This window comes from uncultured Roseibium sp. (genome assembly GCF_947496995.1).
Classification (GTDB): domain Bacteria; phylum Pseudomonadota; class Alphaproteobacteria; order Rhizobiales; family Stappiaceae; genus Roseibium.
This window is the reverse complement of record NZ_CANMFD010000001.1, coordinates 454746-479171: the sequence shown is the minus strand read 5'-3', so window position 1 is coordinate 479171 and position 24426 is coordinate 454746. Positions and strand designations below refer to the sequence as shown.

Here is a 24426-nt window from a genome sequence, read left to right as displayed (position 1 = left end):
CGTTTTCAGACTCCGATCTCGCCACGCCGCACCTGATCGCGCGCCGTCCCTGCTGCCTTTCGGCATTCTGTGATCCCCTTATGCCGCCATGTCCCGCCTTTGCGGGCACAGCTCCCGGTTTCTGGGAGCAAATCAAAGACAATCGCCTCCTGGCCTCTGATTCGCTTAAACCATAACCTTTTTGAGAATCACGCAGAAGAGTCCGTTTCCGAAAAGTTAACAGGACCCTTCAAATTGAAGGGTCCTGCATTTTTTTGTTCACAGTGCCGAATCAAGGCGATGACTACATGTAGTGCATCGCCTTCACTCAATCAGTATTTGTAGTGTTCCGACTTGAACGGACCGGTCTTGTTAATCCCCAGATATTGAGATTGTCCGTCCGTCAGTTCGGTTAACGTGACGCCGAGCTTTTCCAGATGAAGGCGCGCGACCTTCTCGTCCAGGTGCTTCGGCAACACGTAAACCTCGTTCTGATACTGATCGCCCTTGGAGAAGAGTTCGATCTGCGCCAGGACCTGGTTGGTGAAGCTGGCGGACATCACGAAGCTCGGGTGGCCGGTCGCATTGCCCAGGTTCACCAGACGGCCCTGCGAGAGCAGGATCATGCGCTTGCCATCCGGGAACTCGTACATGTCGACCTGGTCCTTGACCGGGCGCAGCTTGGTGTTCTTCAGCGCGGCGACCTGGATCTCGTTGTCGAAGTGGCCGATGTTACAGACGATCGCCATGTCCTTCATGCCACGCATGTGGTCGAAGGTGATGATGTCCTTGTTGCCGGTGGCGGTGACATAGATGTCGCCTTCCGGCAGAGCCTGTTCGATGGTCTTGACCTCGAAACCGTCCATGGATGCCTGCAGGGCGCAGATCGGATCGATCTCGGTGACGATCACCCGGGCGCCGGCACCGGCCAGCGACTGGGCGGAGCCCTTGCCGACATCGCCGTAACCGCAGACCACGGCAACCTTGCCCGACATCATGACGTCGGTGCCGCGGCGGATGCCGTCGACGAGGGATTCACGGCAGCCGTAACGGTTGTCGAATTTCGACTTGGTGACGCTGTCGTTGACGTTGATCGCCGGGAACGGCAGCGCGCCCTTCTTCTGCATTTCATAAAGACGCAGAACGCCGGTGGTAGTTTCTTCCGAAACGCCCTGGATCAGGTCTTTCTGCATGGTGAACCAGCCCGGGTTGGCCGCCATGCGCTTCTTGATCTGCGCGAAGAGGCATTCCTCTTCTTCCGATGTCGGGTTCTCGATGAGATCCGTCTCGCCGGCCTCGACCCGCGCACCGATCAGAATATAGAGAGTGGCATCGCCACCATCGTCCAGGATCATGTTCGCCCCGTCGGGGAAATCGAAGATCTTGTCGGCGTAGTCCCAGTATTCTTCCAGGGTTTCGCCCTTGACGGCGAAGACCGGAACGCCGGTGGCGGCAATGGCCGCGGCAGCCTGATCCTGGGTGGAGTAGATGTTGCAGGAGGCCCAGCGGACTTCCGCGCCCAGCGCGGTCAGCGTCTCGATCAGAACGGCAGTCTGGATCGTCATGTGCAGCGAACCGGCAATCCGTGCACCCTTGAGCGGCTTGGACTCACCGAATTCTTCGCGGCATGCCATCAGGCCCGGCATCTCGTGTTCGGCGATCTCGATTTCGGTCCGCCCCCAGTCCGCGAGCCCGATGTCTTTGATAATGTAGTCGGTCATGAAAGTGTCCTGCTTTTGGAGCCGGCTTAAAGCGCCTGGCCTTCTGAAGGCAACCGATCCTTCTGACGGGAAGGAGAGCCGATGGAGGCTGTCCGGTCACTGTCTTCCGATTTCCGGCATCTTCCGGAGATCATTGGGAGGGTTTATAGCGCCAGCGTAGACATCATGCAATAAAGATATAAAGAATTCTTTATATCCTTTTCAAATCTATAACGCCATGTCCTTCGGAGCTCATAGCCAGACGACGGGCAGGCCTTCGAGTGAAGACCCACCTCCCTCTCGACCTCGTCTGAGGAAGTGAATAGGCCCCGATTGAACTGGCACTGGGTTGAAATATCCCGGCCTCCGGCCGCTTTATGGCCGGTAGAGGTCATCCCGCGAAGGCGGCAGGCCGGAGGGGCCCTTGGTGCGCCTGGAGGCGACTGTCTGGAAAATGCAGATGGTGCCACGGCGGAATCCAAGCGACACGCCGCACAGATAGGCCAGCCAGAGACGGTATTTGCGTTCCCCGACCTCGGCAATGGCCGCGTCTTTGGCAGCCAGAAGGTTTTCGGCCCAGAGACGGGTGGTGCGGGCGTAATGTTCCCGCCACGCCTCGACGTCGTGGACCTCGAAGCCATGCGCCTCGAGATTGGTCAGCGTCCAGCCGATGTGGTCCACCTCGCCGCCCGGAAAGATGTAAAGCACCAGGGTCCGGTACTCGGGTCTCTTGCGGCGGAACTTCGCGAAGTCCTTCTTGCCGCGCCGGGTGATAGCGTGATGAAGATAAAGCCCGCGCGGCTTCAAGAGGCGCCGGACATGACGGTAATAGTCGTCGTGATTGTCGAGGCCGACATGTTCGAACATGCCGATCGAGGAGATCTTGTCGAACTGACCGTCCAGCTCCCGGTAGTCCTTCAGCTCCACGCTGACCCTGTCTTCCAGGCCCCGCTCCCGGATGCGCTCACGGGCGAGTTTCGCCTGTTCCTCCGCCAGGGTCACGCCAAGCGCCGTGACACCGTAATGTTCCGCCGCATAGCAGATAAGAGCGCCCCAGCCGCAGCCGATGTCGAGCAGCCGGTCGCCGGGCTTCAGCCTGAGTTTGCGGCAGATCATCTCCAGCTTGTCGCGCTGCGCAGTCGCCAGGTCGTTTTCCCAGTCACGAAAATAGGCGCAGGTGTACAACATCTCCGGGTCGAGAAAGAGACGGTAGAAGCTGTTGGAAACGTCATAGTGAAAGGCGATATCCGCCTTGCCGCTGCCGGCCCCTGCGACAGAGCTCTTGCTGTCCGGCGCACCAGTTGATGATTTTGTGCCGCGCGGCGCGAAGAAAAGCTTCCAGGCGGCGCCGAGCAGCAGGCGCTTGTCGAGCTTTCTGAACAGCGTCCGGCCCTTCACTGCCGGCCGCCTGTCGGCAAAGTCGAAGATCGTGCCTCCGCGCGGATCGATGTCGCCGGCGGCATAAAGGTCAATGACGGTTTTCAGGCCGGGCGCGCGCAGGAGCCTCGGCAAAGCCACGTTGGAAACGAACAGGCGCAGACCATCGCGAGGTGCGCTTGACGGGATCAGCGTTCCGTCAGCCAGTTCAAAGGCGAAGTCGACGCCCAGAACCTCATGCACATGAGCAAGGACTTTCCGGGTGGTGTCGGCTGAACTGTCCGCCATGCTCGCTCCTGAAATTCATATAATAATGCGCTCGGAATGGCAGACAGACGCAAGGCAAGACGAAGGACGCCGCCGAACTCAGTCCGTCTCGCCAAATCCACTTTCAACAAGTTCTGAAATCGCGGTCATGGCCACTTCCGCATCCGTTCCGCTCACGCACACCCGGATACAGCAGCCCGGGCTGGCCGCAAGCATCATGAGGCCCATGATCGAAGTTCCGCCCACCGTCTGGCCGTCCTTGGAGACGTGGACATCGGCGTCGAAGGTCTCAACGAGTTTCACCAGTTTGGCGGAGGCCCGCGCGTGAAGACCGCGCCGGTTGACGATCGTCAGGTTTCTTTCGAGCAGGGCTGCAGTGGTCATATTCGTATTAGTTCTGTCCCGAGAGCACCTGACTTGCGACAGAAATGTATTTCTGTCCCGCCTGTCGGGCCTCGTCCACGGCGTCGGCCAGTTCCCGATCGGCGCGGACACTGGCGAGCTTGATCAGCATGGGCAGATTGACACCGGCGACCACTTCCACGGATTTGCCGTCCATCACGGAAATGGCAAGGTTGGAAGGCGTGCCGCCGAACATGTCGGTCAGCAACACGACGCCCTTGCCGGTGTTGGCAGCTTCGACGGCCGCCAGGATATCCTGCCGGCGCTGCTCCATGTCGTCATCGGGTCCGATTGAAATCGTTTCGACCTGATCTTGCGGACCGACAACATGCTCCAGCGCCGCCTTGAATTCTTCAGCGAGGCGTCCGTGGGTAACAAGTACTAGTCCAATCATACGTCTTTTGACCTGATCCTATGAGCATCCTGCATTCAACCGACCACAGGAGAGAGGCTCCAACGTTAAAACATCGATCGACTTTTCCGCTTTCACGTGGTCTCGCGAGAAACCGGTCGATCTGGAGTGCGGTAAGCTCTCTTTACGGAGCCGGGCGTTTATCAGTCAGAAGCACTCTCTTCAACCGTTCCGTCAGTTGCAAGCAAAAAAGACCCGGGCGCTTTCAAATGTAGTCCGGGCCGCCGGGAAAAAGCGTGCGCAAGGCCCAGCGGATCTGCCGCAGGCTGATGTCGGGTCGATTTGAGGGAGAGCTTATCACCGCCAGGGTGAGACCTTCCAGAACCTCCTGCGCAATCGCCGTATCCGGCAGGCGGTCCAGGGTGTCCAGCGGCCTCAGATCGACCGCCAGAAACACCCGCGCCTCCGGCTCGTGTGCCGTCTCCTCCAGAGCGAACCCGCGGATCTCGATCCTGCCTTTTATCGTGTCGGGCACCCGCGCCAGAAGCCGGTTCCCGTCTGCGCTCAGCAAGACACGGTCATCGGCCACAAGGGAGGCAAAATTGCCTTTTGCCCGTGCCGTTTCGATAAGGGTTTCGGAGAGCAGGGATTTGCCGCTTCCCGCCGTACCGCGGATCAGCACGCCGAAGGTGCCGATGATCACGCAGTTCGCATGAATGCTCTGGCCGGTCACTTGCCGGTTCCGGCAGGCAGATAAATGGTGAACCTGGCGCCGGCGATCTTCCGCTTGCTGCCCTCGCCCGGTTCAAGACGATTGGTTGCCACGATTGTTCCGCCATGAGCTTCGATGATCTGTCTGGAGATCGACAGGCCGAGGCCGGAATTGTTGCCGAAACCTTCCCCGTCGGGGCGGTCCGTATAAAAGCGCTCGAAAATCCGTTCCGTGTTCTCGGCTCTGATACCGGGACCGTCGTCATCGACGGTGATCTTGATCTGCCGGCCTTCGCGGGAAAGATCGGCCCGCACGGTCCCGTCGGCGGACGAAAACGACCGGGCGTTGTCGAACAGATTGCTGATCACCTGACCAAGCCGGATATCGTGCCCCTGGACCAGATAGGGCCTGGCCCCCGGAGCATCGGCAACCGTCAGCTTGACCGTGGCTTCCCCGGCACCTGCCCTCTGGTTGGAATCGGCCACCATGTTGCGCAGGAATTCGGCCAGATCGAGTGGTTCGGCCTGGATCCGGGCCAGTTCCGCATCCAGGCGGGAGGCATCCGAAATGTCGCTGATCAGGCGGTCAAGCCGGCGGACATCGTGCTGGATCACCTCCATCAACCGGTCCTTCGACTCCTGCGATTTCGCCACCGGCAGGGTTTCCACCGCACTGCGCAGCGAGGTCAGCGGATTTTTCAGTTCATGCGCAACATCCGCCGCGAACTGCTCGATCGCGTCGATCTTGTTGTAAAGCGCATGGGTCATCTCGCGGAAAGAGCGCGCCAGATGGCCAATTTCGTCCTGACGGTCGGAAAAATCGGGAATTTCCTCGCGCGATGTCGACCCGCGCCGCACCCGGTCGGCGGCGGCCGCCAGGCGCCGGACGGGCCCGGCAATCGTGCCGGCGAGCAGGATCGACAGAAGAATCGTCACCGTGGCCGCGAACAGGAACACCCGGATGATGGCGATACGTTCGGCGCGCACGATGGCGTCGATATCACCGCCCTGGGTGGACAGAAGCAATGAGCCGAGCACTGCCCTGAACCTCTGGATCGGCACGGCGACCGATACGATCAGCTCGCCGCGCGGCGAAATCCTGGTGACGCTCGCGGGCGATCCGGCAAGGGCGGCCTCGACTTCCGGATAGACCCGTCCGTCGCCGCCGCCGGCTTCCTGATAAAGCGGCAGATCGCCCTGCCGCAGCCAGCGCTTGGTCCATTGCCAGAGCGTATCCCAGAAATCCTCCTCCACCGCATTAGGCGGCGGCAGATCGAACCGCAGGATCTGGGCGCTGGAATAAAGATGGCGGGAATCGAGGATCAGAATGCCTTCCGGATCGTAGATCCGCGCACGCGTCTTGGTGGGTGAGATCAGGCGGCGCAGAACCGGGCCGACACGTTCCGGATTGATCGGAAAATCGAGGCTGTCCAGATCGTCGCCCGTCGGCGTGATGCTCTCGCCGGCCTGCAACTGGAGCAGGCGCTCGGGATCAACGGTGATCGTTCCCGTGTCGACTGTCGCCGAGGCGGCAATCGCGCCGGCGATGATCTCGCCCTGGGTCAGAAGACTTTGCACGCGCGCATCGATGAGACCGGCGCGGAACTGATTGAGGTAGAGGATACCGATCACGAGGGCGAGAAGGCCCACGAGGTTGATGGCGATGATCCGCCGCGTCAGGGAGGAGAGCACATAGGTGCCGAAGATACGTCCGAACTGGTTCAGAAGTCGGCGACGGATGCGCTTGTTGCCGAGACGACGCAAGCGGGAGCGTTCCGACCCGCTCGCCGGGTCGGAGGCAGCAACTGCCTCGGCGCTCTCGCTTTCAACCGCCATCTACCCCACCACGAGGGCAAGCGGTGCCACGATGCCGGTGGGCCGGTTTCCCCTCATCAAATGCTTCGGTCCGATCGGAACATATCTTCTGGCCATTCCCGGCTGACCGCCTCAAGCCTCCCGGAAGCGGTAACCAACACCATACAGGGTTTCGATCATGTCGAAGTCGTCGTCAACAACCTTGAACTTTTTCCGCAGGCGCTTGATGTGGCTGTCGATGGTCCGGTCGTCCACATAGACCTGATCGTCATAAGCCGCATCCATGAGGGCGTTTCGGCTTTTCACGACACCCGGACGCTGTGCAAGGGCGGACAGGATGAGGAATTCGGTTACCGTCAGCGTCACCGGCTTGTTGTTCCAGGTGCAGGTGTGCCGCTCCTGGTCCATGACCAGTTGGCCGCGCTCGAGCAGCTTGTCCGCATCGTCGCGCGGAGCAGAGGCGTCCTTCGGCTGCGCCCTGCGCAGCACCGCGCGGACCCGTTCCACCAGAAGCCGCTGCGAGAAGGGTTTGCGGATGAAATCGTCCGCACCCATTTTCAGGCCGAACAGTTCGTCGATCTCGTCGTCTTTCGACGTCAGGAAAATCACCGGAAGATCCGAGTTCTGACGCAGACGGCGCAGCAGTTCCATACCGTCCATACGCGGCATCTTGATATCGAAAATAGCAAGTTCCGGCGGATCGCTCTGCAGCCCGTCGAGAGCCGAGGTTCCGTCCGTATAAGTCTGAACGCGATATCCTTCGGCTTCCAGAGCGATGGACACCGAAGTCAAAATGTTGCGGTCGTCGTCGACCAGGGCAATTGTCGGCATGCTTTATTTTTCCATTTCCGGCAACGCACCGATGGCACGCATCGGCTTCACTGTAACATAGAGCGTTTGGCCTGCTAAATGCGCATAAATTAAGGCAATCTGCCATTTCCGATACTCGGGAGCGAGAATGGCAAGTACACTGCCTGCATGGTGGGGATCGTTCCGGGAAATTTCAAGAGTCCGGCCAGGTCCGTTGAACACGGGCCGCATGCCCTGCCGCTGTAAAATCGGTCCCCTTTCAGCCCCAGGCCGGCCAGGACCAGTCGATCTGAAAACCAGCGCCGGCCTCGCCTGCTGCCGTTGATTTCCGGAATCGCTTTATTTCATCCTCGACGTTGCCTCGCGCGCCATGAGACTTGCGCTTCAAGCGCGCTCACTTTCGGTTTTTTCGACAAATCGAACATTGCGAAGATGTCGCTATTTAGTTCGCTATCCAAATTAAACAACTGACACGCAACATCATATTTTAATCGATTAAACAAAGACATAGCACCTTCGGATGTCTTGCTGCCCTTCTGCCATTCCACTACGGTCGCAGCCCTTACAGCCGGATCTGGCGAGAATTGACCTTCGCATTTCTTGCCATTCTTCGGCGGCAACATGCCCAGATCACGAGGACTGCGGGAACAATGCAAGAAACAGGTGTCAGAAATCCCTCCATTGGCGGCGAAACCTTCGGCTTCAAGGGGCTGAAGGCGCTCTACTGGAACCAGCACGCGCCTGTGCTTTACGAGTATTCCGTTTCCCGCGGCGAAGCCGAGATCACCTCCGGAGGGGCCCTTGTCGCCGAAACCGGCGTTCATACCGGCCGGTCTCCCAAGGACAAGTTCGTCGTTCTCGATGACGAGACCAAAGACACCGTCTGGTGGGACAACAACGGGCAGATGACCCGAGACCAGTTCGACTTGCTGCTGGGTGATTTCCTCGACCATGCCGAAGGCCGCGAGCTGTTCGCGCAGGACCTTTACGGCGGTGCGGACCCGGCTCACCGGCTGCCGGTGCGCGTCTACACGGAATATGCCTGGCATTCATTGTTCATCCGCAACCTGCTGCTGCGGCCGGAAACGAGTGAGCTGGCCGACTTCGTCCCGGAAATGACCATCGTCGACCTGCCCAGCTTCAAGGGCGATCCCGAACGCCATGGCTGCCGGACGGAAACGGTCATCGCTTGCGACCTGACCCGGAAAATCATCCTGATCGGCGGCAGTTCCTATGCGGGGGAAATGAAAAAATCCGTATTCACGATGCTCAACCATCTGCTTCCGGCCAAGGGCGTGATGCCCATGCACTGCTCCGCCAATGTGGGTGAGGACGGCGACACGGCGATTTTCTTCGGCCTGTCGGGCACCGGCAAGACAACCCTTTCCGCAGATCCGGACCGTACGCTGATCGGCGACGACGAACACGGCTGGGGCGATAGCGGTGTCTTCAATTTCGAAGGCGGCTGCTACGCAAAGACCATCAAGTTGTCGGCGCAAGCCGAACCGGAGATCTACTCCACGACGCAGCGCTTCGGCACGGTGCTTGAAAATGTCGTTCTGGATGAAAACCGGGTTCCCGACTTCGACGACGGTTCGAAGACGGAGAACACCCGCGCGGCCTATCCCATCCACTTCATCTCCAACGCCAGCCCCACCGGCCGCGCGCCGATGCCGAAAACCATCATCATGCTGACGGCCGATGCCTTCGGGGTCATGCCGCCGATCGCCCGCCTGACCCCTGCCCAGGCCATGTATCACTTCCTGTCCGGCTATACGGCCAAGGTGGCCGGCACGGAAAAAGGTGTCACTGAACCGCAGGCGACCTTCTCGACCTGCTTCGGAGCCCCCTTTCTGCCGCGCCATCCCTCCGAATACGGCAACCTTCTGAAAGACCTGATCGCCCGGCACAATGTGGATTGCTGGCTGGTCAACACCGGGTGGACCGGCGGCGCTTACGGCACAGGACAGCGCATGCCGATCAAGGCCACCCGCACGCTGTTGCAGGCAGCTCTTTCCGGCAGCCTGAAACAGGCAGAGTTCCGCACCGACGCGAATTTCGGCTTCGACGTTCCGGTCGCTGTTGAAGGTGTGGAGGGCAGCATCCTCACCCCCCGGGAAACCTGGAGCGACAAGGACGCCTATGACGCGCAGGCCGCGAAACTGGTGCAGATGTTTGTCAGTAACTTCGAAGCCTTTGAGGCTCACGTGGACGGCGCAGTTCTCAGCGCCGCCCCGGCCCTGAGGCTCGCGGCGGAATAAAGGCCCCATCCGACCACCGCCATCCTGGACGGCGCCTGTGACCGCAGGCGCCGTTTCTTTTTGGGCAATGTCTTCAACAAGGGCCTGCGGCAGGCCGGGTCATCTTCACCGCACACCGGTATTTCATCGGGGCCGAAACAGTCTATATTGGTATCGACAAAAAGGGACATTCCATATGCCTGCCACCGATACCTCTCCCCTGGCGGATGTGCTCAGAACGGCGGAAACCTGGACCGGGTCTGGCCGGGCGGTCGCGCTGGCGACCGTGATAGAGACCTGGGGCTCCGCGCCGCGTCCGGTCGGCTCCCATCTGGTGATCGATTCCGACGGCAATTTCGAAGGCTCCGTTTCCGGCGGCTGCGTGGAAGGCGCCGTGGTCTCCGAAGCGCTCGACGTGATCGAAACCGGCAAACCCGCGACGCTTGAATTCGGTGTCGCGGACGAAACCGCGTGGCAGGTCGGCCTGTCCTGCGGCGGCCGCATCCGTGTCTATGTCGAACCCGTCACCTGACCCCGGACCTTGAAGCCATGACAGCCGAAACATTTCTCGCCTTTCTCGCCGCGACCCTGCTGTTTGCCTATATGCCGGGGCCGGCGTTGCTCTACACCGCCGCGCAGACGATCTCGCGCGGCAAGCGGGCGGGACTCATGGCTGCCGCCGGAATTCACCTGGGCTGTTACGTCCATGTGGCGGCGGCCGCCTTCGGATTGTCGGCGATTTTCACCGTGGTTCCGGCGCTTTATTTTGCCCTGAAACTGGCGGGCGGGCTCTATCTGGTCTTTCTCGGCATCCAGATGATCCGCACCCGGGTAAGCGCCGGTCCGATGCCGGACCTGCCACAGAAATCGACCCGACGGGCGTTCGCCGACAGCGTCCTGGTTGAAATTCTCAATCCGAAGGTCGCAATCTTCTTCATTGCGTTCCTGCCGCAATTCGTCAATCCGGGCGTCGGCCTGCCGATCTGGGTGCAGTTCCTGATCCTAGGGACTTTCGTCAATTTCGCCTTCACGTCCGCGGACCTGGTGACGGTCCTGTTTGCATCGGAAGTGAAAAAACGCCTGACCAGAAACTCAAGATACCAGGATCTGACCCGCTGGCTGGGTGGCTCCGTGCTGTGCGGCCTCGGCGTGAAACTGGCAACGGATCGCGCCTGACCCATGGACCTCACGCTTCTCACGGATCTCAACGAACTTCGTTCCACCCGCCGCGCGGCGATCCTGGTGACCAGCCTTCAGGACGGCAGCCAGAGGCTTGTGCGCGCCGAAGACGATCTTTCCTCCGATCCGCTGGCGGATGAATTGCGCAAGCGCTTCCGGTCGGGAAAATCCGGAACGGTCGCGACAGAGGGCGGCGATGTCTTTTTGACCGTCTCCGTGCCCGCGCCCCGTCTGGTGATCATCGGCGCCGTGCATATCAGTCAGGCGCTGGTCCCCATGGCGGAGATCGCCGGGCTGGATGTGACAGTGATCGATCCCCGTACGGCTTTTGCCACGGAGGAAAGGTTTCCGGGCAGCACGCTGAGAGGCGAATGGCCTGAAGACGTGCTCAAGGACGCTCCCCTGGATGCCTACACGGCTCTTGCCGCCGTGACACACGATCCGAAAATCGACGATTTTCCGCTGATGGAAGCGCTCAGAACCGGATGCTTTTATGTCGGGGCGCTTGGCAGCCGAAAAACCCACGGCAAGCGGCTGGAGCGGTTTGAGGCTGCCGGCCTCGATGCGGCACTTTTCGAACGGATCGACGCACCCATCGGCCTTGATATCGGTGCGGCGTCGCCGCAGGAAATCGCGGTGGCCGTGCTTGGCTCCATCATCCAGGCGCTCCGCAAGGGACCGGAGGCCGCGGCATGAAATTCGGGCCCCGTCCGCCTGCAGAGGCCGCCGGGTGCATTCTGGCGCACAAGACCAGGCTGTCGGACAGAACGCTCAAGAAGGGTCATGTCCTTACCGAGAAGGATTGCACCGAGCTCGCGGCAGCCGGACAGGCGCAAGTGGTGGTGGCATCTCTCGAACCCGGTGACATCGGCGAGGACGACGCGGCAAGACGCCTTGCCCTTGCTGCTGCAGGCCCGGGGCTGGACGAAGACACTGCCTTCACCGGTCGGGTGAACCTTTACGCGGCATCCGGCGGCGTTCTCGTGGTCGACCCCGACGCGGTGACCGCGGCCAACCGGATCGATCCGGGCATCACCTTTGCGACGCTGGCGAACCACAGCAGGGTGGCCGCGGGGCGCATGGTCGCGACCGCCAAAATCATTTCCTTTGCCGTAGCCGGAGAGCTGGTGGACACCGCGGCCGAGGCACTTCGAGGCGCAGTGCGCGTTGCCGCTTTCAAACAGCACAAGGTGGGACTGGTCGCGACCGAGCTGCCGCATGTGAAAACCGCCACGCTGGACAAGACACGCCGGGTCCTGGAAGATCGCCTGCGGCCAAGCGGCAGCAGTGTCATCGCCGAAAAGCGGGTTCCCCATACACGGGAGGCCGTTGCCGGCGCCATGGCCGAGCTGGTGCGCGAAGGTGCAGACTTCCTGATCCTGTTCGGCGCGTCGGCCATCGTCGATCGTCACGATGTTCTGCCTGCCGCCCTGGACTGCGCGGGCGGCCAGGTGCGCCAGCTGGGAATGCCGGTCGACCCGGGCAATCTCCTCATGCTCGGAGCGCTCGACGGCATGCCTGTCCTGGGGGCTCCCGGCTGCGCCCGCAGCCCGAAGGAGAACGGCTTCGACTGGGTGCTCGACCGGCTTCTCGCCGGGCTCGATGTGGGGCCGGACGATATTACCGCGATGGGCGTTGGAGGCCTCCTGATGGAAATTGCCAGCCGTCCTCAGCCGCGGGTGCTTGCAAGCCCTGGCCGGAAAGCGAAGATCGCGGCACTTGTGCTGGCGGCGGGCAAGTCCTCGCGGATGGGCGGGCCGAACAAGCTTCTTGCCGAACTGGATGGCAAACCGCTTGTCCGCCATGTTGCAGAAGCTGCCACCGGCGCCGGACTGTCACAGGTTGTGCTGGTGACGGGACACCTTGCCGATGCGGTCGGCGGTGCGGTCTCCGATCTTTCGTTAGAGGTCGCGCACAACCCGGATTTCGCCGACGGAATGGCCGCCTCCATCCGCACCGGCATGAACGCGCTTTCCCCGGATACCGACGCCGTCATCATTCTGCTCGGCGACATGCCCCGGATCGACACCGGGATCCTGCAACGGCTCATTGCGGCCTACCGGCAAAACGACACGGGTCTGATTGTTACAGCCACGGCGGACGGCAAGCGCGGCAATCCGGTTCTCTGGGACAAAAGTTTCTTCGAGGCGCTGAAATCCCTGAGCGGCGATGTTGGGGCCCGGCACATCATTGCCGACAATCCGGATTTCGTCAGGGAAGTCGAGATCGGCATGGCAGCGAGACTGGACCTCGACACACCCGAGGCCTTGCGGAAAGCCGGAGGGACATTACCTGAGCATTCCGAGTGATTTGGTCGGAGTACGGCTCCAGGCAATGACGCGTTCAGGTATCAATCGGACAACGACGAGCCGGGAAAAGCCTTAAGTCTCGACGCGGATCTTTGCGGCCGGACAGATGCCTGAAAGCATCATTTCACGAGTCCGCATCTTAAATTTCGTTAACCCGGTATGCATCAGACGCAGGCCGGAAATTCAAGCTATTCTATTGCATTTTTGTGACATGCCGCTTATGTAAGCCGTGCGCTTGCTGCAGAGCACCCTACAGGGTTGGACAACGGATGACGTCCCGAGCGCCGATTACATCCGATTCCCGTCAAAAGCTGTTCGGATCCTTTCACTAAGGATGCTCGAGCGTTTTTGCTGCTTGGTACAAGAACAAAGGAAATACGAAATGGCTGACATGTCTCTCCCGCGTCCGGGCTGCTGCAAATGGGCGGAAGGTGATGCTGGCAACTACATCTTTCCGTGCTCGACGCGCGTAGAGGCCGGTGTGTCCTATTGCACGGAACACAGCGCCATCGTGTACATTCCGCCGGAAGAACGCCGCCGCAGCCGCTCCGGTGGCGGCATGAGCCTGTCCTTCCGTCGGGCTGCCTAAAAGTTACAGCTGCTTAAAATAAAAGCAGATCTTTCGTGGCGACGCCACGAGCCTTGAACCCGGCCTTATGGCCGGGTTTTTTGTTGCCTGAATGCTCCGTGGCAAGATTGATGCCGCTGAAGTTAGATCAACATTTTCCATGACACCAGAGAAACGCATTAATTTCACGCGAAAACAAATTATTCCGACATCGTCACAAATGCTTACCTAGTAAAAAATGCCAATCACCTTATTTTTTCCCCTGGTTATTCACCGAATAGTCATCCTGTGTGTAAGTTTAATCTTTTATTGCGATTTAATGGATAACTTTTAATTTCGACACGGAATAGTTGACTGCAGTTATATTTGGGAGACCTTACGCAAAATGAGCATCGCGCAGGGACATATCGAGGAAGAGCGCCTTAATGCTTTGCACTCGTTGCAGATCCTGCATTCCGAGCACCTTCGGGAATACGATGCCGTTGTCGAAACGGTTGCCGAGATTTTCGACTGTCCCATCGCCCTTATCTCCCTCGTTGCCGAAGAAGACCAGTGGTTCAAAGCCCGGTGCGGCCTTGATGCCGAAGGAACGAAACGGGACGTTTCCTTCTGTCAGCACACAATCCTCTCCGATGACCTGTTGATCGTCTCCAACGCGCTTGAAGACGAACGCTTCAGGGAAAACCCACTCGTTACCGGCGAGCCGCACATCCGGTTTTATGCCGGGTGCCCGCTTTCCATCGACGGTCGCAACAGACTTGGAACACTTTGCGTTATTGGCCGGCAACCTCAGGTCCCCACAGTCGCCCAGCTCAAGCAGCTCCGCCGCCTTGGCAATGTCACTGAAGGATTGTTCAAGGCCCACCAGGCGGGGCTTGAGACACGGGAAGCTCTTGATACTGTCGAGCTCGCGCGCCGGAAGGCGGTTCGCGAAACGGAGCTTATCGAAGAAATTGCAAATCTTTCCGGAGTTGGTGGCTGGGAAGTCGATGTCGCCGCCAACACCCTGACCTGGACTGAAAAGACCAAGGAAATTCACGAAGTCGATCCGGACTTCGTCCCCGATATCAATGAAGCCATTTCGTTCTATCCGCCGGAAGCCAGAGATACGATCAGCAAGGCCGTTCACGCGGCTATCGAAAACAACGTCGGCTGGGACGTGGAATTGCCGATGGTCACCGCAAAGAAGCGCCCCATCTGGGTCCGGGCCGTCGGCAGGCCGATCATGGAAGATGGGTCGGTCACGCGTATTGTCGGCGCTTTCCAGAATATCACCGAGCGCAAGCTTTCCGAACAGGCGATCCGGCACTCGGAGGCGGTGCAGCGAACAACACTCCAAGCCTTGACCGAAGGTATCCTTCTTCTGACCCGGTCAGGCAAGATACAGTCGGCCAACCCGGCGGCGCAGGCAATTCTCGGTCTGGACGGTACGGATCCGACCGGCAAATGCGTCACCGATCTCGGCCTTGAATTCACGAGCAAATCGCCAGATGGCAAGGATTGCAACGGTCCGTTGATGCTGGCGGCGCGCGACCCCAAAGTCGTGACCGATCTGGTCGTGAGCCTCAAACTGCCCCGAAATCCAAGTCAAACCTGGCTCCGCCTGAACGCCGAACCGATAGACCCCCACAACGAATACGGACTGGACGATATTGTCGTCTCGCTGACGGATGTCACGGAAACCAGGCATCAGGCAGAAACCCTGCAGGCCATATTCGACAATTTCCCCGGCGGATTTGCCCATTACGACGAGAACAACAAACTGGCGTCGAACAACGCTGAATTCCAGCGTCTTCTGGACTATCCGCAGGACATGATCGATCGGAAGGCGCACCTTCTGGAATTTCTCAAATTCAGTGCTGACAAGGGTGACCTGGGGCCCGGCACGCCGGAAAAACTGGCGAAGGAACGGTTCAAGCTGGCAGCGGAGCCCAAGGCACTCCACTACGAGCGGCAGACACTGGACGGGCGCTTTCTGGAAGTTCGCAGTACGCCGCTTCCCACCGGCGGCGGAATTTACAATTTCTTCGACGTGACGGACCGCAAGCTCATGGAAGTGAAGCTCGCGGAAAACGAACGGCTCGCCCGCCACCGGATGGAGGAACTGGAAGTCATCCTTGCCAACATGCGGCAAGGAGTGAGCGTCTTCGACAACCGGGGCAACCTGACGCTCTGGAACAAGCAATATATCGACATATTCGGAAAACCCGAAAGTGAGGTCCAGGAAGGTGTCAGCCTGACCAAACTGCTGGAGGCCGAAGAGAAACGCGGCGAGTTCACCGGCAACGTTCAGGACTATGTCATGGACCTGTTCACCCGGCTGACCGCAGGTGAAGTCGTCCGCTCGAAGACAACCCATCCGGATGGCAAGGTGATCAGTTCCATTCAGGCGCCCCTGCCCGATGGCGGCTGGATCGGCACCCACGAAGACATAACGCTGAATGAGCGGGCAGCGCAGAAAATCGCCCATGCGGCTCATCATGACCCGCTTACCGGTCTTGCGAACAGGACACAATTCAATCTGAAGCTGGAAGAAGCTCTGGAAAAGGCCGCCGCGCTTGACAAGCGGGGAAACCTGATGCTGCTCGACCTCGACAGGTTCAAGCCGATCAACGACACCTACGGGCACGATGCAGGTGACGAACTGCTCAAGCTCGTCTCAAAACGGCTGCAGGATTGCGTGCGTTCCACCGACCTCGTCGCCCGGCTCGGCGGAGACGAATTCGCGATCATTCTGAGCGGGACCGGACCGACAGATTTCCACACTTCGGAAATCGCGGGGCGCATCGTCGACAAGCTTCGCTCGCCGTTCGAGGTTCAGAAACAGACGGTCTCCGTCGGCATCAGCATCGGCATTGCCACCATCAATGGCGAAACACAGGACACCGGTTCGGTCTTCAAGAGAGCCGATATTGCGCTTTATGAAGTCAAGAAAAACGGGCGTAACGGTTTCCGGTTCTTCGAGGAACTCGCTTCCCGCCGGATTGCCAACGGATAGAACTTTTTCCGGGAACCGGCAAGACCGGCTCAAACGAAAAACGCGGCCCGTCGCCGGACCGCGTATCTTCATTTCCACGTTGAGGCCGAATACGTCAGGCCTTTTTGAGGGCTTCCACGACGTCCCTGAGCTGGGCCAGCGTCATTTCAGCCTTCTGCCTGGCTTGATCGTCCTTGGCGTCGGCCGCGTCTTCTTCCGCGTTGCGGATCGCCTGATCGAGCTGGTCCATACTGATCTCACTGACCGGAACAGCCTGCTCGGCCAGAACGGAGAGCACTCCGGAGGACACTTCGGCAAAACCGCCGCGGACAAAATATTCTGCCCAGGCGCCATCGTCGTTACGGACCTTGAGAATGCCCGGATTGATGGTGGAGACGACCGGAGCATGGTCCTTCAGAACGCCGAACTCGCCTTCGGTTCCCGGAACGATCACCTCGGCAACATGCGCGGACAGGAGCTGGTGCTCCGGCGAGACCAACTCAAACTGGAAAAGTTCAGCCATTTGGCGTTTTCCTTGTCAGTCTGGAGCATCCTGCCGCGCGAAACGCGAACAGGACCCTCTAGCATCTTCAGATCGATCAACCTGATCTGTTTCGGATGGCCGGGCCATCCAGCATGTGGCAGACCGCACGCCCTTGCGGGCGTCCGGCCAATTCCAGGATCTTAGGCGGCTTCCGCGGCCAGACGCTGGGCTTTCTCGATCGCTTCCTCAATGGAGCCGACCATGTAGAAAGCCGCTTCCGGCAGATGGTCGTAATCGCCGTCCACCAGGCCCTTGAAGCCCTTGATGGTGTCTTCCAGAGCAACAAGCTTGCCCGGAGAACCGGTGAAGACCTCGGCCACGAAGAACGGCTGGGACAGGAAGCGCTCGATCTTACGAGCGCGGGCCACGGCGAGTTTGTCTTCTTCAGACAGTTCGTCCATGCCCAGGATGGCGATGATGTCCTGCAGAGCCTTGTAGCGCTGCAAGGTCACCTGCACGGCACGGGCCGTGTTGTAGTGCTCTTCACCGATGATGCGGGCATCCAGCATGCGGGATGTGGAGTCCAGCGGATCCACGGCCGGGTAGATACCCTTTTCAGCGATCGAGCGGTTCAGAACCGTGGTCGCGTCCAGGTGGGCGAAGGTCGAAGCCGGCGCCGGGTCGGTCAAGTCATCGGCAGGGACGTAGACGGCCTGCACGGACGTGATCGAGCCCTTGTTGGTGGTGGTGATGCGTTCCTGCATCGCGCCCATGTCGGTGGCCAGCGTAGGCTGGTAACCCACAGCGGACGGGATACGTCCGAGCAGCGCGGACACTTCGGAACCGGCCTGGGTAAAGCGGAAGATGTTGTCCACGAAGAACAGAACGTCCTGACCCTTGTCACGGAAGTGTTCCGCAACCGTCAGACCGGTCAGGGCAACACGTGCGCGGGCTCCGGGAGGCTCGTTCATCTGACCGTAAACCAGGGCCGCCTTGGAGCCTTCTCCGCCGCCTTCCTTGTTCACGCCGGATTCGATCATTTCCCAGTAAAGGTCGTTACCTTCACGGGTCCGCTCACCGACGCCGGCGAAAACGGAGTAACCGCCGTGCGCCTTGGCGACGTTGTTGATCAGTTCCATGATGAGAACGGTCTTGCCGACGCCGGCGCCGCCGAACAGGCCGATCTTGCCGCCCTTGGCGTAAGGTGCCAGCAGGTCGACGACCTTGATGCCCGTCACGAGGATTTCCGCCTCAGTGGACTGCTCGACGAATTCCGGAGCTTCCTGGTGGATGCCGCGGCGTTCCTCGAACTTGATCTCGCCGGCTTCGTCCACCGGTTCGCCAATCACGTTCATGATGCGGCCCAAGGTTCCGTCCCCGACCGGCACCTCAATCGGGCCGTCGGTGTCGACAACTTCCTGTCCGCGCACGAGACCCTCGGTGGAGTCCATCGCGATGGTGCGAACCGTGTTCTCACCAAGGTGCTGAGCGACCTCAAGCACAAGGCGGTTGCCCTGGTTGTCAACTTCAAGAGCGTTCAGGATCAGCGGCAGGTGGTCATCGAACTTGACGTCGACAACGGCGCCGATGACCTGGGTGATCCGTCCGACCGTTTTGTCAGCCATATCCCTAATCCTCGTCTCGATCCGGTTAGAGCGCTTCAGCGCCCGAGATAATTTCAATCAGTTCCGTCGTGATCTGTGCCTGACGCTGGCGGTTGTAGGTGATCGTCAGCTTGTCGATCATTTCGCCGGCGTTGCGCGTCGCATTGTCCATTGCGGACATGCGCGCACCCTGCTCAGATGCAGCATTTTCCAGGAGAGCCCGGAAAATCTGGACGGAGATATTACGCGGCAGCAGATCCGCAAGGATCTCGCCCTCGTCAGGTTCGTATTCGTAGACCGCAACGGCACTATCGTCCGCTTCGGCTTTTCCCGTGTCGAATTGAGCCGGGATAAGCTGCTGCGAAGTCGGCTCCTGTGCGATCACCGACTTGAAGGTCGAATAATACAGCGTGCAGACATCGAACTCACCGTTTTCGTACATGGTGAGAACTTCACGGCCGATTTCATCCGCATTGGCGAAAGCGACATTCTTCACGCTGCGAAGATCGATGGTCTTGAGCACCAGATGGCCCAATTCCCGCTTCAGGGCGTCGTAGCCCTTCTTGCCGACGCAGATGATCTTGACCGTCTTGCCTGCCGCAATCAGGCTGCGTGCCCGATCGCGTGCCAGCTTGGCGATATTCGAGTTGAAGCCCCCGCACAGGCCGCGTTCGGCGGTGGCGACGACCAGGAGATGAACCTGGTCATTGCCCGTACCGGACATCAGCTTCGGAGCGTCATCGCGCCCCTCGAAGGCGACCGCTAGGTTGGCCAGCACCGCTTCCATGCGTTCCGCATAAGGGCGCGCGGCCTCCGCGGCTTCCTGAGCACGACGCAGCTTCGCCGCGGCCACCATCTGCATGGCCTTGGTGATTTTCTGCGTCGCCTTCACGGAAGCGATGCGGTTTCGTAAGTCCTTCAGGCTCGGCATGGCCGCCCCTGCTCCTTATCCCGGCGTGTGATCCTTAGACGAAGTTCTTGGCGAACTTGTCGACGGCGGCTTTCAGCTTGCCCGTCAGTTCGTCGTCGAGCGCCTTCTTTTCCCAGATTGCGTCGAGCAATTCCTTGTGCTCACCGCGCAGGAACAGAAGCAGGCCTTCCTCGAAGTCACGCACCCGGTCAACAGGCTGCGTATCCAGGTAGCCGTTCACGCCGGCGTAGATCACCGCGACCTGCTCTTCCGTCTTCAGCGGCGAGAACTGCGGCTGCTTCAGAAGTTCGGTCAAGCGGGCACCACGGTTCAGCAGGCGCTGGGTGGTGGCGTCAAGGTCGGAGCCGAACTGTGCGAAGGCCGCCATTTCGCGGTACTGCGCCAGTTCACCCTTGATCGGGCCGGCAACCTGTTTCATCGCCTTGATCTGGGCCGAAGAGCCCACGCGGGACACCGACAGACCGACGTTCACAGCCGGTCGGATGCCCTGATAGAAAAGGTCGGTTTCCAGGAAGATCTGACCGTCGGTGATCGAGATCACGTTGGTCGGAATAAACGCGGAAACGTCGTTGCCCTGGGTTTCGATGACCGGCAGAGCCGTCAGCGAACCGCTGCCGTTTTCCTCGTTGAGCTTCGCGGCACGTTCCAGAAGACGGGAGTGCAGGTAGAAGACGTCGCCCGGGAATGCTTCACGTCCCGGCGGACGGCGAAGAAGAAGGGACATCTGACGATAGGCAACGGCCTGTTTGGTCAGATCGTCGTAGCCGATAACGGCATGCATCGAGTTGTCGCGGAAGAACTCGCCCATCGCGCAACCGGCGAACGGTGCCAGGTACTGCAGCGGAGCGGCGTCGGATGCGGTCGCGGCAACAACGATGGAATATTCCATCGCGCCGGCGTCTTCCAGCGTCTTGACGAACTGGGCAACGGTGGAGCGCTTCTGACCGATTGCAACATAGATGCAGTAAAGCTTGGCGTTTTCGTCGTCGAAAGCGTGCAGCGATTTCTGGTTCAGGAAGGTGTCCAGAAGGATCGCGGTCTTGCCTGTCTGACGGTCGCCGATGACCAGCTCGCGCTGACCGCGGCCAACCGGGATCAGTGCATCGATGGCCTTGAGACCGGTCGCCATCGGCTCGTGCACGGATTTGCGCGGCAGGATGCCCGGCGCCTTCACGTCCACGCGGCGTTTTTCGGTCGCCTCGATCGGGCCCTTGCCGTCGATCGGGTTGCCGAGCGGATCGACAACACGTCCGAGCAGACCCTTGCCGACCGGAACTTCCACGATGGCGCCGGTCCGCTTGACGGTGTCGCCTTCCTTGATGTTACGGTCGGAGCCGAAGATCACGACGCCGACGTTGTCGGATTCCAGGTTCAGAGCCATGCCCTTGATACCACCGGGAAACTCGACCATTTCACCGGCCTGGACCTTGTCCAGACCATAAACACGGGCGATACCGTCACCGACGGAGAGCACCTGACCGACCTCGGTAACTTCGGCTTCCTGGCCAAAGCTCTTGATCTGGTCCTTGAGGATTGCGGAAATTTCCGCGGCCCGAATATCCATCAGCCGACCTCTTTCATCGCGAACTTGAGTGAATTGAGCTTGGTACGCAGGGACGTGTCGATCATGCGGGAACCGACCTTGACCACGAGGCCACCGATCAGTGCAGGATCAACCTTCGCTGCGATGTTTACAGATTTTCCCGTGGAAGCCGAAAGGGCCTCCTTGAGGGCAGCGACATGCTCGTCGGAGAGAGCCTTGGCGGAAACCACCTCGGCCGTCGCCTCGCCCCGCTTTTCAGCAAGCTGGGCGCGGAACCCCCTGATCATGTCGGGTAGTACGAAGAGGCGCCGATTGCGGGCGACCAACTTCACGAAATTCGCTGCAAGACCGGAGATGCCGGACTTGTCGAGCAGGGCGGTGAGCGCTGCAAGCTGCTCTTCCGCACTGAATGCCGGGCTCTTCACCAGACGGACGAGATCCTCGCTTTCGGCAAGCATGCCTTCGAAAGCCGTAAGGTCCCGCTCAACGTCAGCCGTCAGGCCTTCGTCCTCTGCGAGGTCGAGAAGGGCAGACGCATAACGCAGCGCCACGCCGGATACGAGAGATACGTTGTCAGTCACCAGGTCCGTGCTCTCTGACTTCTTTCATGCCCGCAAAACGGCCAGCGCCCGCAAGACATTGAAAAAACGAATGATTTTCAGGCAAGAAGATATGACGGTTAAACCGTCTCCTCAAAGCCGCGCCTCAATTAGCACAGGGTTTCCGAGTGTGCAACTTCGCCAAATGACCTTTGTTGCGGAATCATCGGTGTTTTTTGGTTTCCGTTCCCAAAAAGCCTTGCAGATCAAGGTCTCAGCGGCGTCATAAACCTTTAGACGGTATCTCCCGGCAGCCGTCCGGAGGGCTTCACAGAAAGTGCTGCGGGTCGATATCCACCTGGACCCGCAATCCGCGTGACGGTTTGGGGCCTCCGGCGAGCCAGTTGCGCAGATAGGACTGCAGGTCGAATTGCCGGGGCGCCATTGCCAGAAGCCGGAAACGGTATCTGCCGCGGACCATTGCAAGAGCGGCCTCCGCTGGGCCCAGCAGCGTGACGGGCTGGTCGCCCGGCGCCGCTCTAGCCAGAGCGCGCGCGTAGCCTTCGGCGAAGGTCTTGTCGGGTCCTGACACGATCACAGCGGCCAGACGTCCGAAGGGCGGCAGTCCGGCGGACCGCCTTGCGTCGATCTCCGCCTTGTAGAAGGCAGCCTTGTCGCCGGACAACAGCGCCCGGATGACCGGATGTTCGGCGCAGTAAGTCTGCAGAAGCCCGACGCCGCCGCCCGACACGCGGCCGGCACGGCCCGTCACCTGGGCCAGAAGCTGAAATGTCTTTTCCGCCGCCCGCGGATCGCCATGGGCCAATCCTAGGTCCGCATCGATGACACCGACCAGCTTCAGCTTGGGAAAATTGTGGCCCTTGGCGACCAGTTGCGTGCCGATGACAATATCGGCGCCCCCCTCCTCGACGATCTTCATCTCCCGCTTCAGCCGCTCGGGACCACCCGGCAGATCGGACGACAGGATCAGAGTGCGGGCCTGCGGGAATAGATCGGAAACTTCTTCGGCGATTCTTTCCACACCCGGTCCGCAGGCCACCAGCGTGTCCGTTCCCTGACAGGAGGGGCATTTGTCCGGAATTTTCTCGAAGTGGCCGCAATGGTGGCAGACCAGTTTTTTCTGGAAGCGGTGCTCCACCAGCCAGGCGCTGCAGTGGGCACATTGAAAACGGTGACCACAGGTGCGGCACAGGGTCAGCGGCGCGTAGCCGCGGCGATTGAGAAACAGAAGCGACTGGCCGCCCGCGGCAAACGTGTCCTTGACGGCATGGACAAGCCGTGGCGCCAGCCAGCGTCCGCGCTCGGGACCGTCGGTCCGCATGTCGATGGCGTCCAGCTCCGGCAGATCGGCCCCCGATGCGCGTTCGGGCAATTCAAAGAGCTCATAACGGCCGAGTTCGGCATTCACCCGGCTTTCGACAGAGGGTGTCGCGGAGGCCAGAACGACGGGAAATTTCGACAGGTGGCCGCGCACCACCGCCATGTCGCGCGCGCTGTAGGGCACCCGGTCGTCCTGCTTGAATGCAGCGTCATGCTCCTCGTCGACAATGATCAGTCCGAGCTCCCTGAAAGGCAGGAACAGCGCGGAACGCGCTCCGATCACGACACGGACATCGCCGGAGGCAACGCCCCGCCAGACCCGCGTCCGGTTCTTTACCGTGATCTCCGAGTGCCATTCGGCCGGATAGACACCGAACCGCTGTTCGAAGCGGCGCAGGAACTGCTCCGTCAGGGAAATTTCCGGAAGCAGGACGAGCGCCTGCCTGTCCCGGCGCAGCGCCTCGGCGATTGCCTCGAAATAGACCTCGGTCTTGCCGGAGCCCGTTACCCCGTCAATCAGGCAGACGCTGCCGGAGGTGGTGTCGAAACACTTCACAAGACCCGCCACGGCCGCCTCCTGGGCAGGGGTCAGCGTTTTGCGGGCGAAGTCCAGCTGAGGTTTCGGTGGCGGCGGGGCCGCAGGCAGCAGAACTGGTTCCAGGACATTGTGATGGAGCAGACCGTCGATCACCGAAGCCGACACGCCGGCGGCATGGGCGAGACCACTTTTGGTCCAGGCAAAGCCGTCTTCCATGGTTGCCAGCACCCGGGTGCGGGCGGCGGTGGAGCGATCCGGTTCGGCGCCCTCGATCCGGCGCACACCGGGGACGGGCGCTTCCGGCTCCAGGGCCTCCTCCGATCTCAAGACCATGCGCAGCACCATGCCCGGCGCGCCAAGGGTCCAGTTCGCAACCCAGTCGACGAAGCGGCGCAGGTCCGCATCGAGCGGTGGCGTGGTGTCGTAGACGCGGGAGATATATTTAAGCTTGTCCGGGTTGATGGCAGCATCCGGCTCGATGTCCCAGACGGCCCCGATCACCTCGCGCGGGCCAAGCGGAACCTTGACGATCGTCCCGGGCACCACGGACTGGCCAGGCGGAACCTTGTAGGTATAGGCGCGCGGCACGGCGACCGGCACCAGGACGCTGGCTATCGTCACCTTGTGGTCTGGATCATCGAACAGCACGGAAGATCAGGTCCCTGTTCACTACGGGTTGGTGTTGCCACCGTCTGCCGGAGGCGCATTTCGCCGTGTTTCGGGTTTACCCGTCATTGCCCGGCTGCCCTGCCTGCGCAAG

At 60.3% G+C, this 24426-nt stretch carries 21 protein-coding genes; 7 read left to right on the top strand and 14 right to left on the bottom strand.

Features of this window, described 5'->3' with window-relative positions; all coding sequences use genetic code 11:
• Positions 1-311 precede the first annotated feature (311 nt).
• The 8 genes from ahcY to Q1B40_RS02120 form a co-directional block, all read right to left on the bottom strand.
• On the bottom strand, positions 312-1700 hold the full coding sequence (ahcY, locus tag Q1B40_RS02155; RefSeq protein ID WP_299809295.1) for an adenosylhomocysteinase: 1389 nt from the start codon (positions 1698-1700) through the stop codon (positions 312-314).
• Positions 1701-2054: 354 nt separating this feature from the next.
• On the bottom strand, positions 2055-3344 hold the full coding sequence (locus Q1B40_RS02150; RefSeq protein ID WP_299809292.1) for a cyclopropane-fatty-acyl-phospholipid synthase family protein: 1290 nt from the start codon (positions 3342-3344) through the stop codon (positions 2055-2057).
• Positions 3345-3422: 78 nt separating this feature from the next.
• Complete coding sequence (locus Q1B40_RS02145; RefSeq protein WP_299809290.1) at positions 3423-3707, bottom strand: HPr family phosphocarrier protein; 285 nt, start codon at positions 3705-3707, stop codon at positions 3423-3425.
• A 7-nt stretch (positions 3708-3714) separates the two neighbouring features.
• A complete protein-coding gene (locus Q1B40_RS02140) occupies positions 3715-4119 on the bottom strand; it encodes a PTS sugar transporter subunit IIA (RefSeq protein WP_068409138.1) in 405 nt (134 codons plus the stop codon).
• Between the two features lie 223 nt (positions 4120-4342).
• A complete protein-coding gene (locus tag Q1B40_RS02135; protein WP_299809287.1) occupies positions 4343-4810 on the bottom strand; it encodes an aldolase in 468 nt (155 codons plus the stop codon).
• Entirely contained in the window at positions 4807-6624 is a 1818-nt protein-coding gene (locus Q1B40_RS02130; protein ID WP_299809285.1) for a sensor histidine kinase, read from the bottom strand. Before Q1B40_RS02130 ends, Q1B40_RS02135 begins: the two co-directional genes overlap by 4 nt.
• A 111-nt stretch (positions 6625-6735) precedes the next feature.
• Positions 6736-7434, bottom strand: coding sequence for a response regulator transcription factor (locus Q1B40_RS02125; RefSeq protein ID WP_068409253.1), 699 nt, complete (start codon positions 7432-7434; stop codon positions 6736-6738).
• A gap of 323 nt (positions 7435-7757) precedes the next feature.
• Complete coding sequence (locus Q1B40_RS02120) at positions 7758-8036, bottom strand: hypothetical protein (protein WP_299809282.1); 279 nt, start codon at positions 8034-8036, stop codon at positions 7758-7760.
• A gap of 27 nt (positions 8037-8063) precedes the next feature.
• On the opposite strand from Q1B40_RS02120, the gene Q1B40_RS02115 reads away from it, so the two are divergent.
• From Q1B40_RS02115 to Q1B40_RS02085, 7 genes are all read left to right on the top strand, one after another.
• Positions 8064-9674, top strand: coding sequence for a phosphoenolpyruvate carboxykinase (locus Q1B40_RS02115; protein ID WP_299809280.1), 1611 nt, complete (start codon positions 8064-8066; stop codon positions 9672-9674).
• Positions 9675-9849: 175 nt separating this feature from the next.
• Positions 9850-10185, top strand: coding sequence for an XdhC family protein (locus Q1B40_RS02110; protein WP_299809278.1), 336 nt, complete (start codon positions 9850-9852; stop codon positions 10183-10185).
• A 17-nt stretch (positions 10186-10202) separates the two neighbouring features.
• Entirely contained in the window at positions 10203-10829 is a 627-nt protein-coding gene (locus tag Q1B40_RS02105; protein WP_299809276.1) for a LysE family translocator, read from the top strand.
• Positions 10830-10832: 3 nt separating this feature from the next.
• Positions 10833-11528: an XdhC family protein gene (locus Q1B40_RS02100; RefSeq protein WP_299809274.1), complete on the top strand. Its 696-nt coding sequence runs from the start codon at positions 10833-10835 to the stop codon at positions 11526-11528.
• Positions 11525-13141: a molybdopterin-binding/glycosyltransferase family 2 protein gene (locus Q1B40_RS02095; RefSeq protein ID WP_299809272.1), complete on the top strand. Its 1617-nt coding sequence runs from the start codon at positions 11525-11527 to the stop codon at positions 13139-13141. Before Q1B40_RS02100 ends, Q1B40_RS02095 begins: the two co-directional genes overlap by 4 nt.
• A gap of 382 nt (positions 13142-13523) precedes the next feature.
• Positions 13524-13730, top strand: a complete 207-nt coding sequence (locus tag Q1B40_RS02090) for a hypothetical protein (RefSeq protein WP_068409120.1) — start codon at positions 13524-13526, stop codon at positions 13728-13730.
• Between the two features lie 364 nt (positions 13731-14094).
• The gene (locus Q1B40_RS02085) at positions 14095-16707 is read left to right on the top strand and encodes a PAS-domain containing protein (RefSeq protein WP_299809268.1); all 2613 of its coding nucleotides are present in this window, start codon (positions 14095-14097) and stop codon (positions 16705-16707) included.
• 94 nt (positions 16708-16801) lie between these two features.
• Here Q1B40_RS02085 and Q1B40_RS02080 read toward each other — a convergent pair whose 3' ends face one another.
• The 6 genes from Q1B40_RS02080 to Q1B40_RS02055 all read right to left on the bottom strand — a co-directional run bounded on the left by Q1B40_RS02080 (position 16802) and on the right by Q1B40_RS02055 (position 24314).
• On the bottom strand, positions 16802-17209 hold the full coding sequence (locus tag Q1B40_RS02080) for a F0F1 ATP synthase subunit epsilon (RefSeq protein ID WP_299809266.1): 408 nt from the start codon (positions 17207-17209) through the stop codon (positions 16802-16804).
• 161 nt (positions 17210-17370) lie between these two features.
• Positions 17371-18804: a F0F1 ATP synthase subunit beta gene (gene atpD / locus Q1B40_RS02075; RefSeq protein WP_299812497.1), complete on the bottom strand. Its 1434-nt coding sequence runs from the start codon at positions 18802-18804 to the stop codon at positions 17371-17373.
• Positions 18805-18820: 16 nt separating this feature from the next.
• Positions 18821-19705, bottom strand: a complete 885-nt coding sequence (locus Q1B40_RS02070; RefSeq protein ID WP_299809264.1) for a F0F1 ATP synthase subunit gamma — start codon at positions 19703-19705, stop codon at positions 18821-18823.
• A 34-nt stretch (positions 19706-19739) separates the two neighbouring features.
• The gene (atpA, locus tag Q1B40_RS02065) at positions 19740-21269 is read right to left on the bottom strand and encodes a F0F1 ATP synthase subunit alpha (protein ID WP_299809262.1); all 1530 of its coding nucleotides are present in this window, start codon (positions 21267-21269) and stop codon (positions 19740-19742) included.
• Entirely contained in the window at positions 21269-21829 is a 561-nt protein-coding gene (locus Q1B40_RS02060; RefSeq protein ID WP_299809260.1) for a F0F1 ATP synthase subunit delta, read from the bottom strand. Before Q1B40_RS02060 ends, atpA begins: the two co-directional genes overlap by 1 nt.
• Before the next feature lie 286 nt (positions 21830-22115).
• Positions 22116-24314 carry a primosomal protein N' gene (locus Q1B40_RS02055; protein WP_299809258.1) on the bottom strand — a complete coding sequence of 733 codons (2199 nt, stop codon included), beginning with the start codon at positions 24312-24314 and terminating at the stop codon, positions 22116-22118.
• Between the last annotated feature and the right edge of the window lie 112 nt (positions 24315-24426).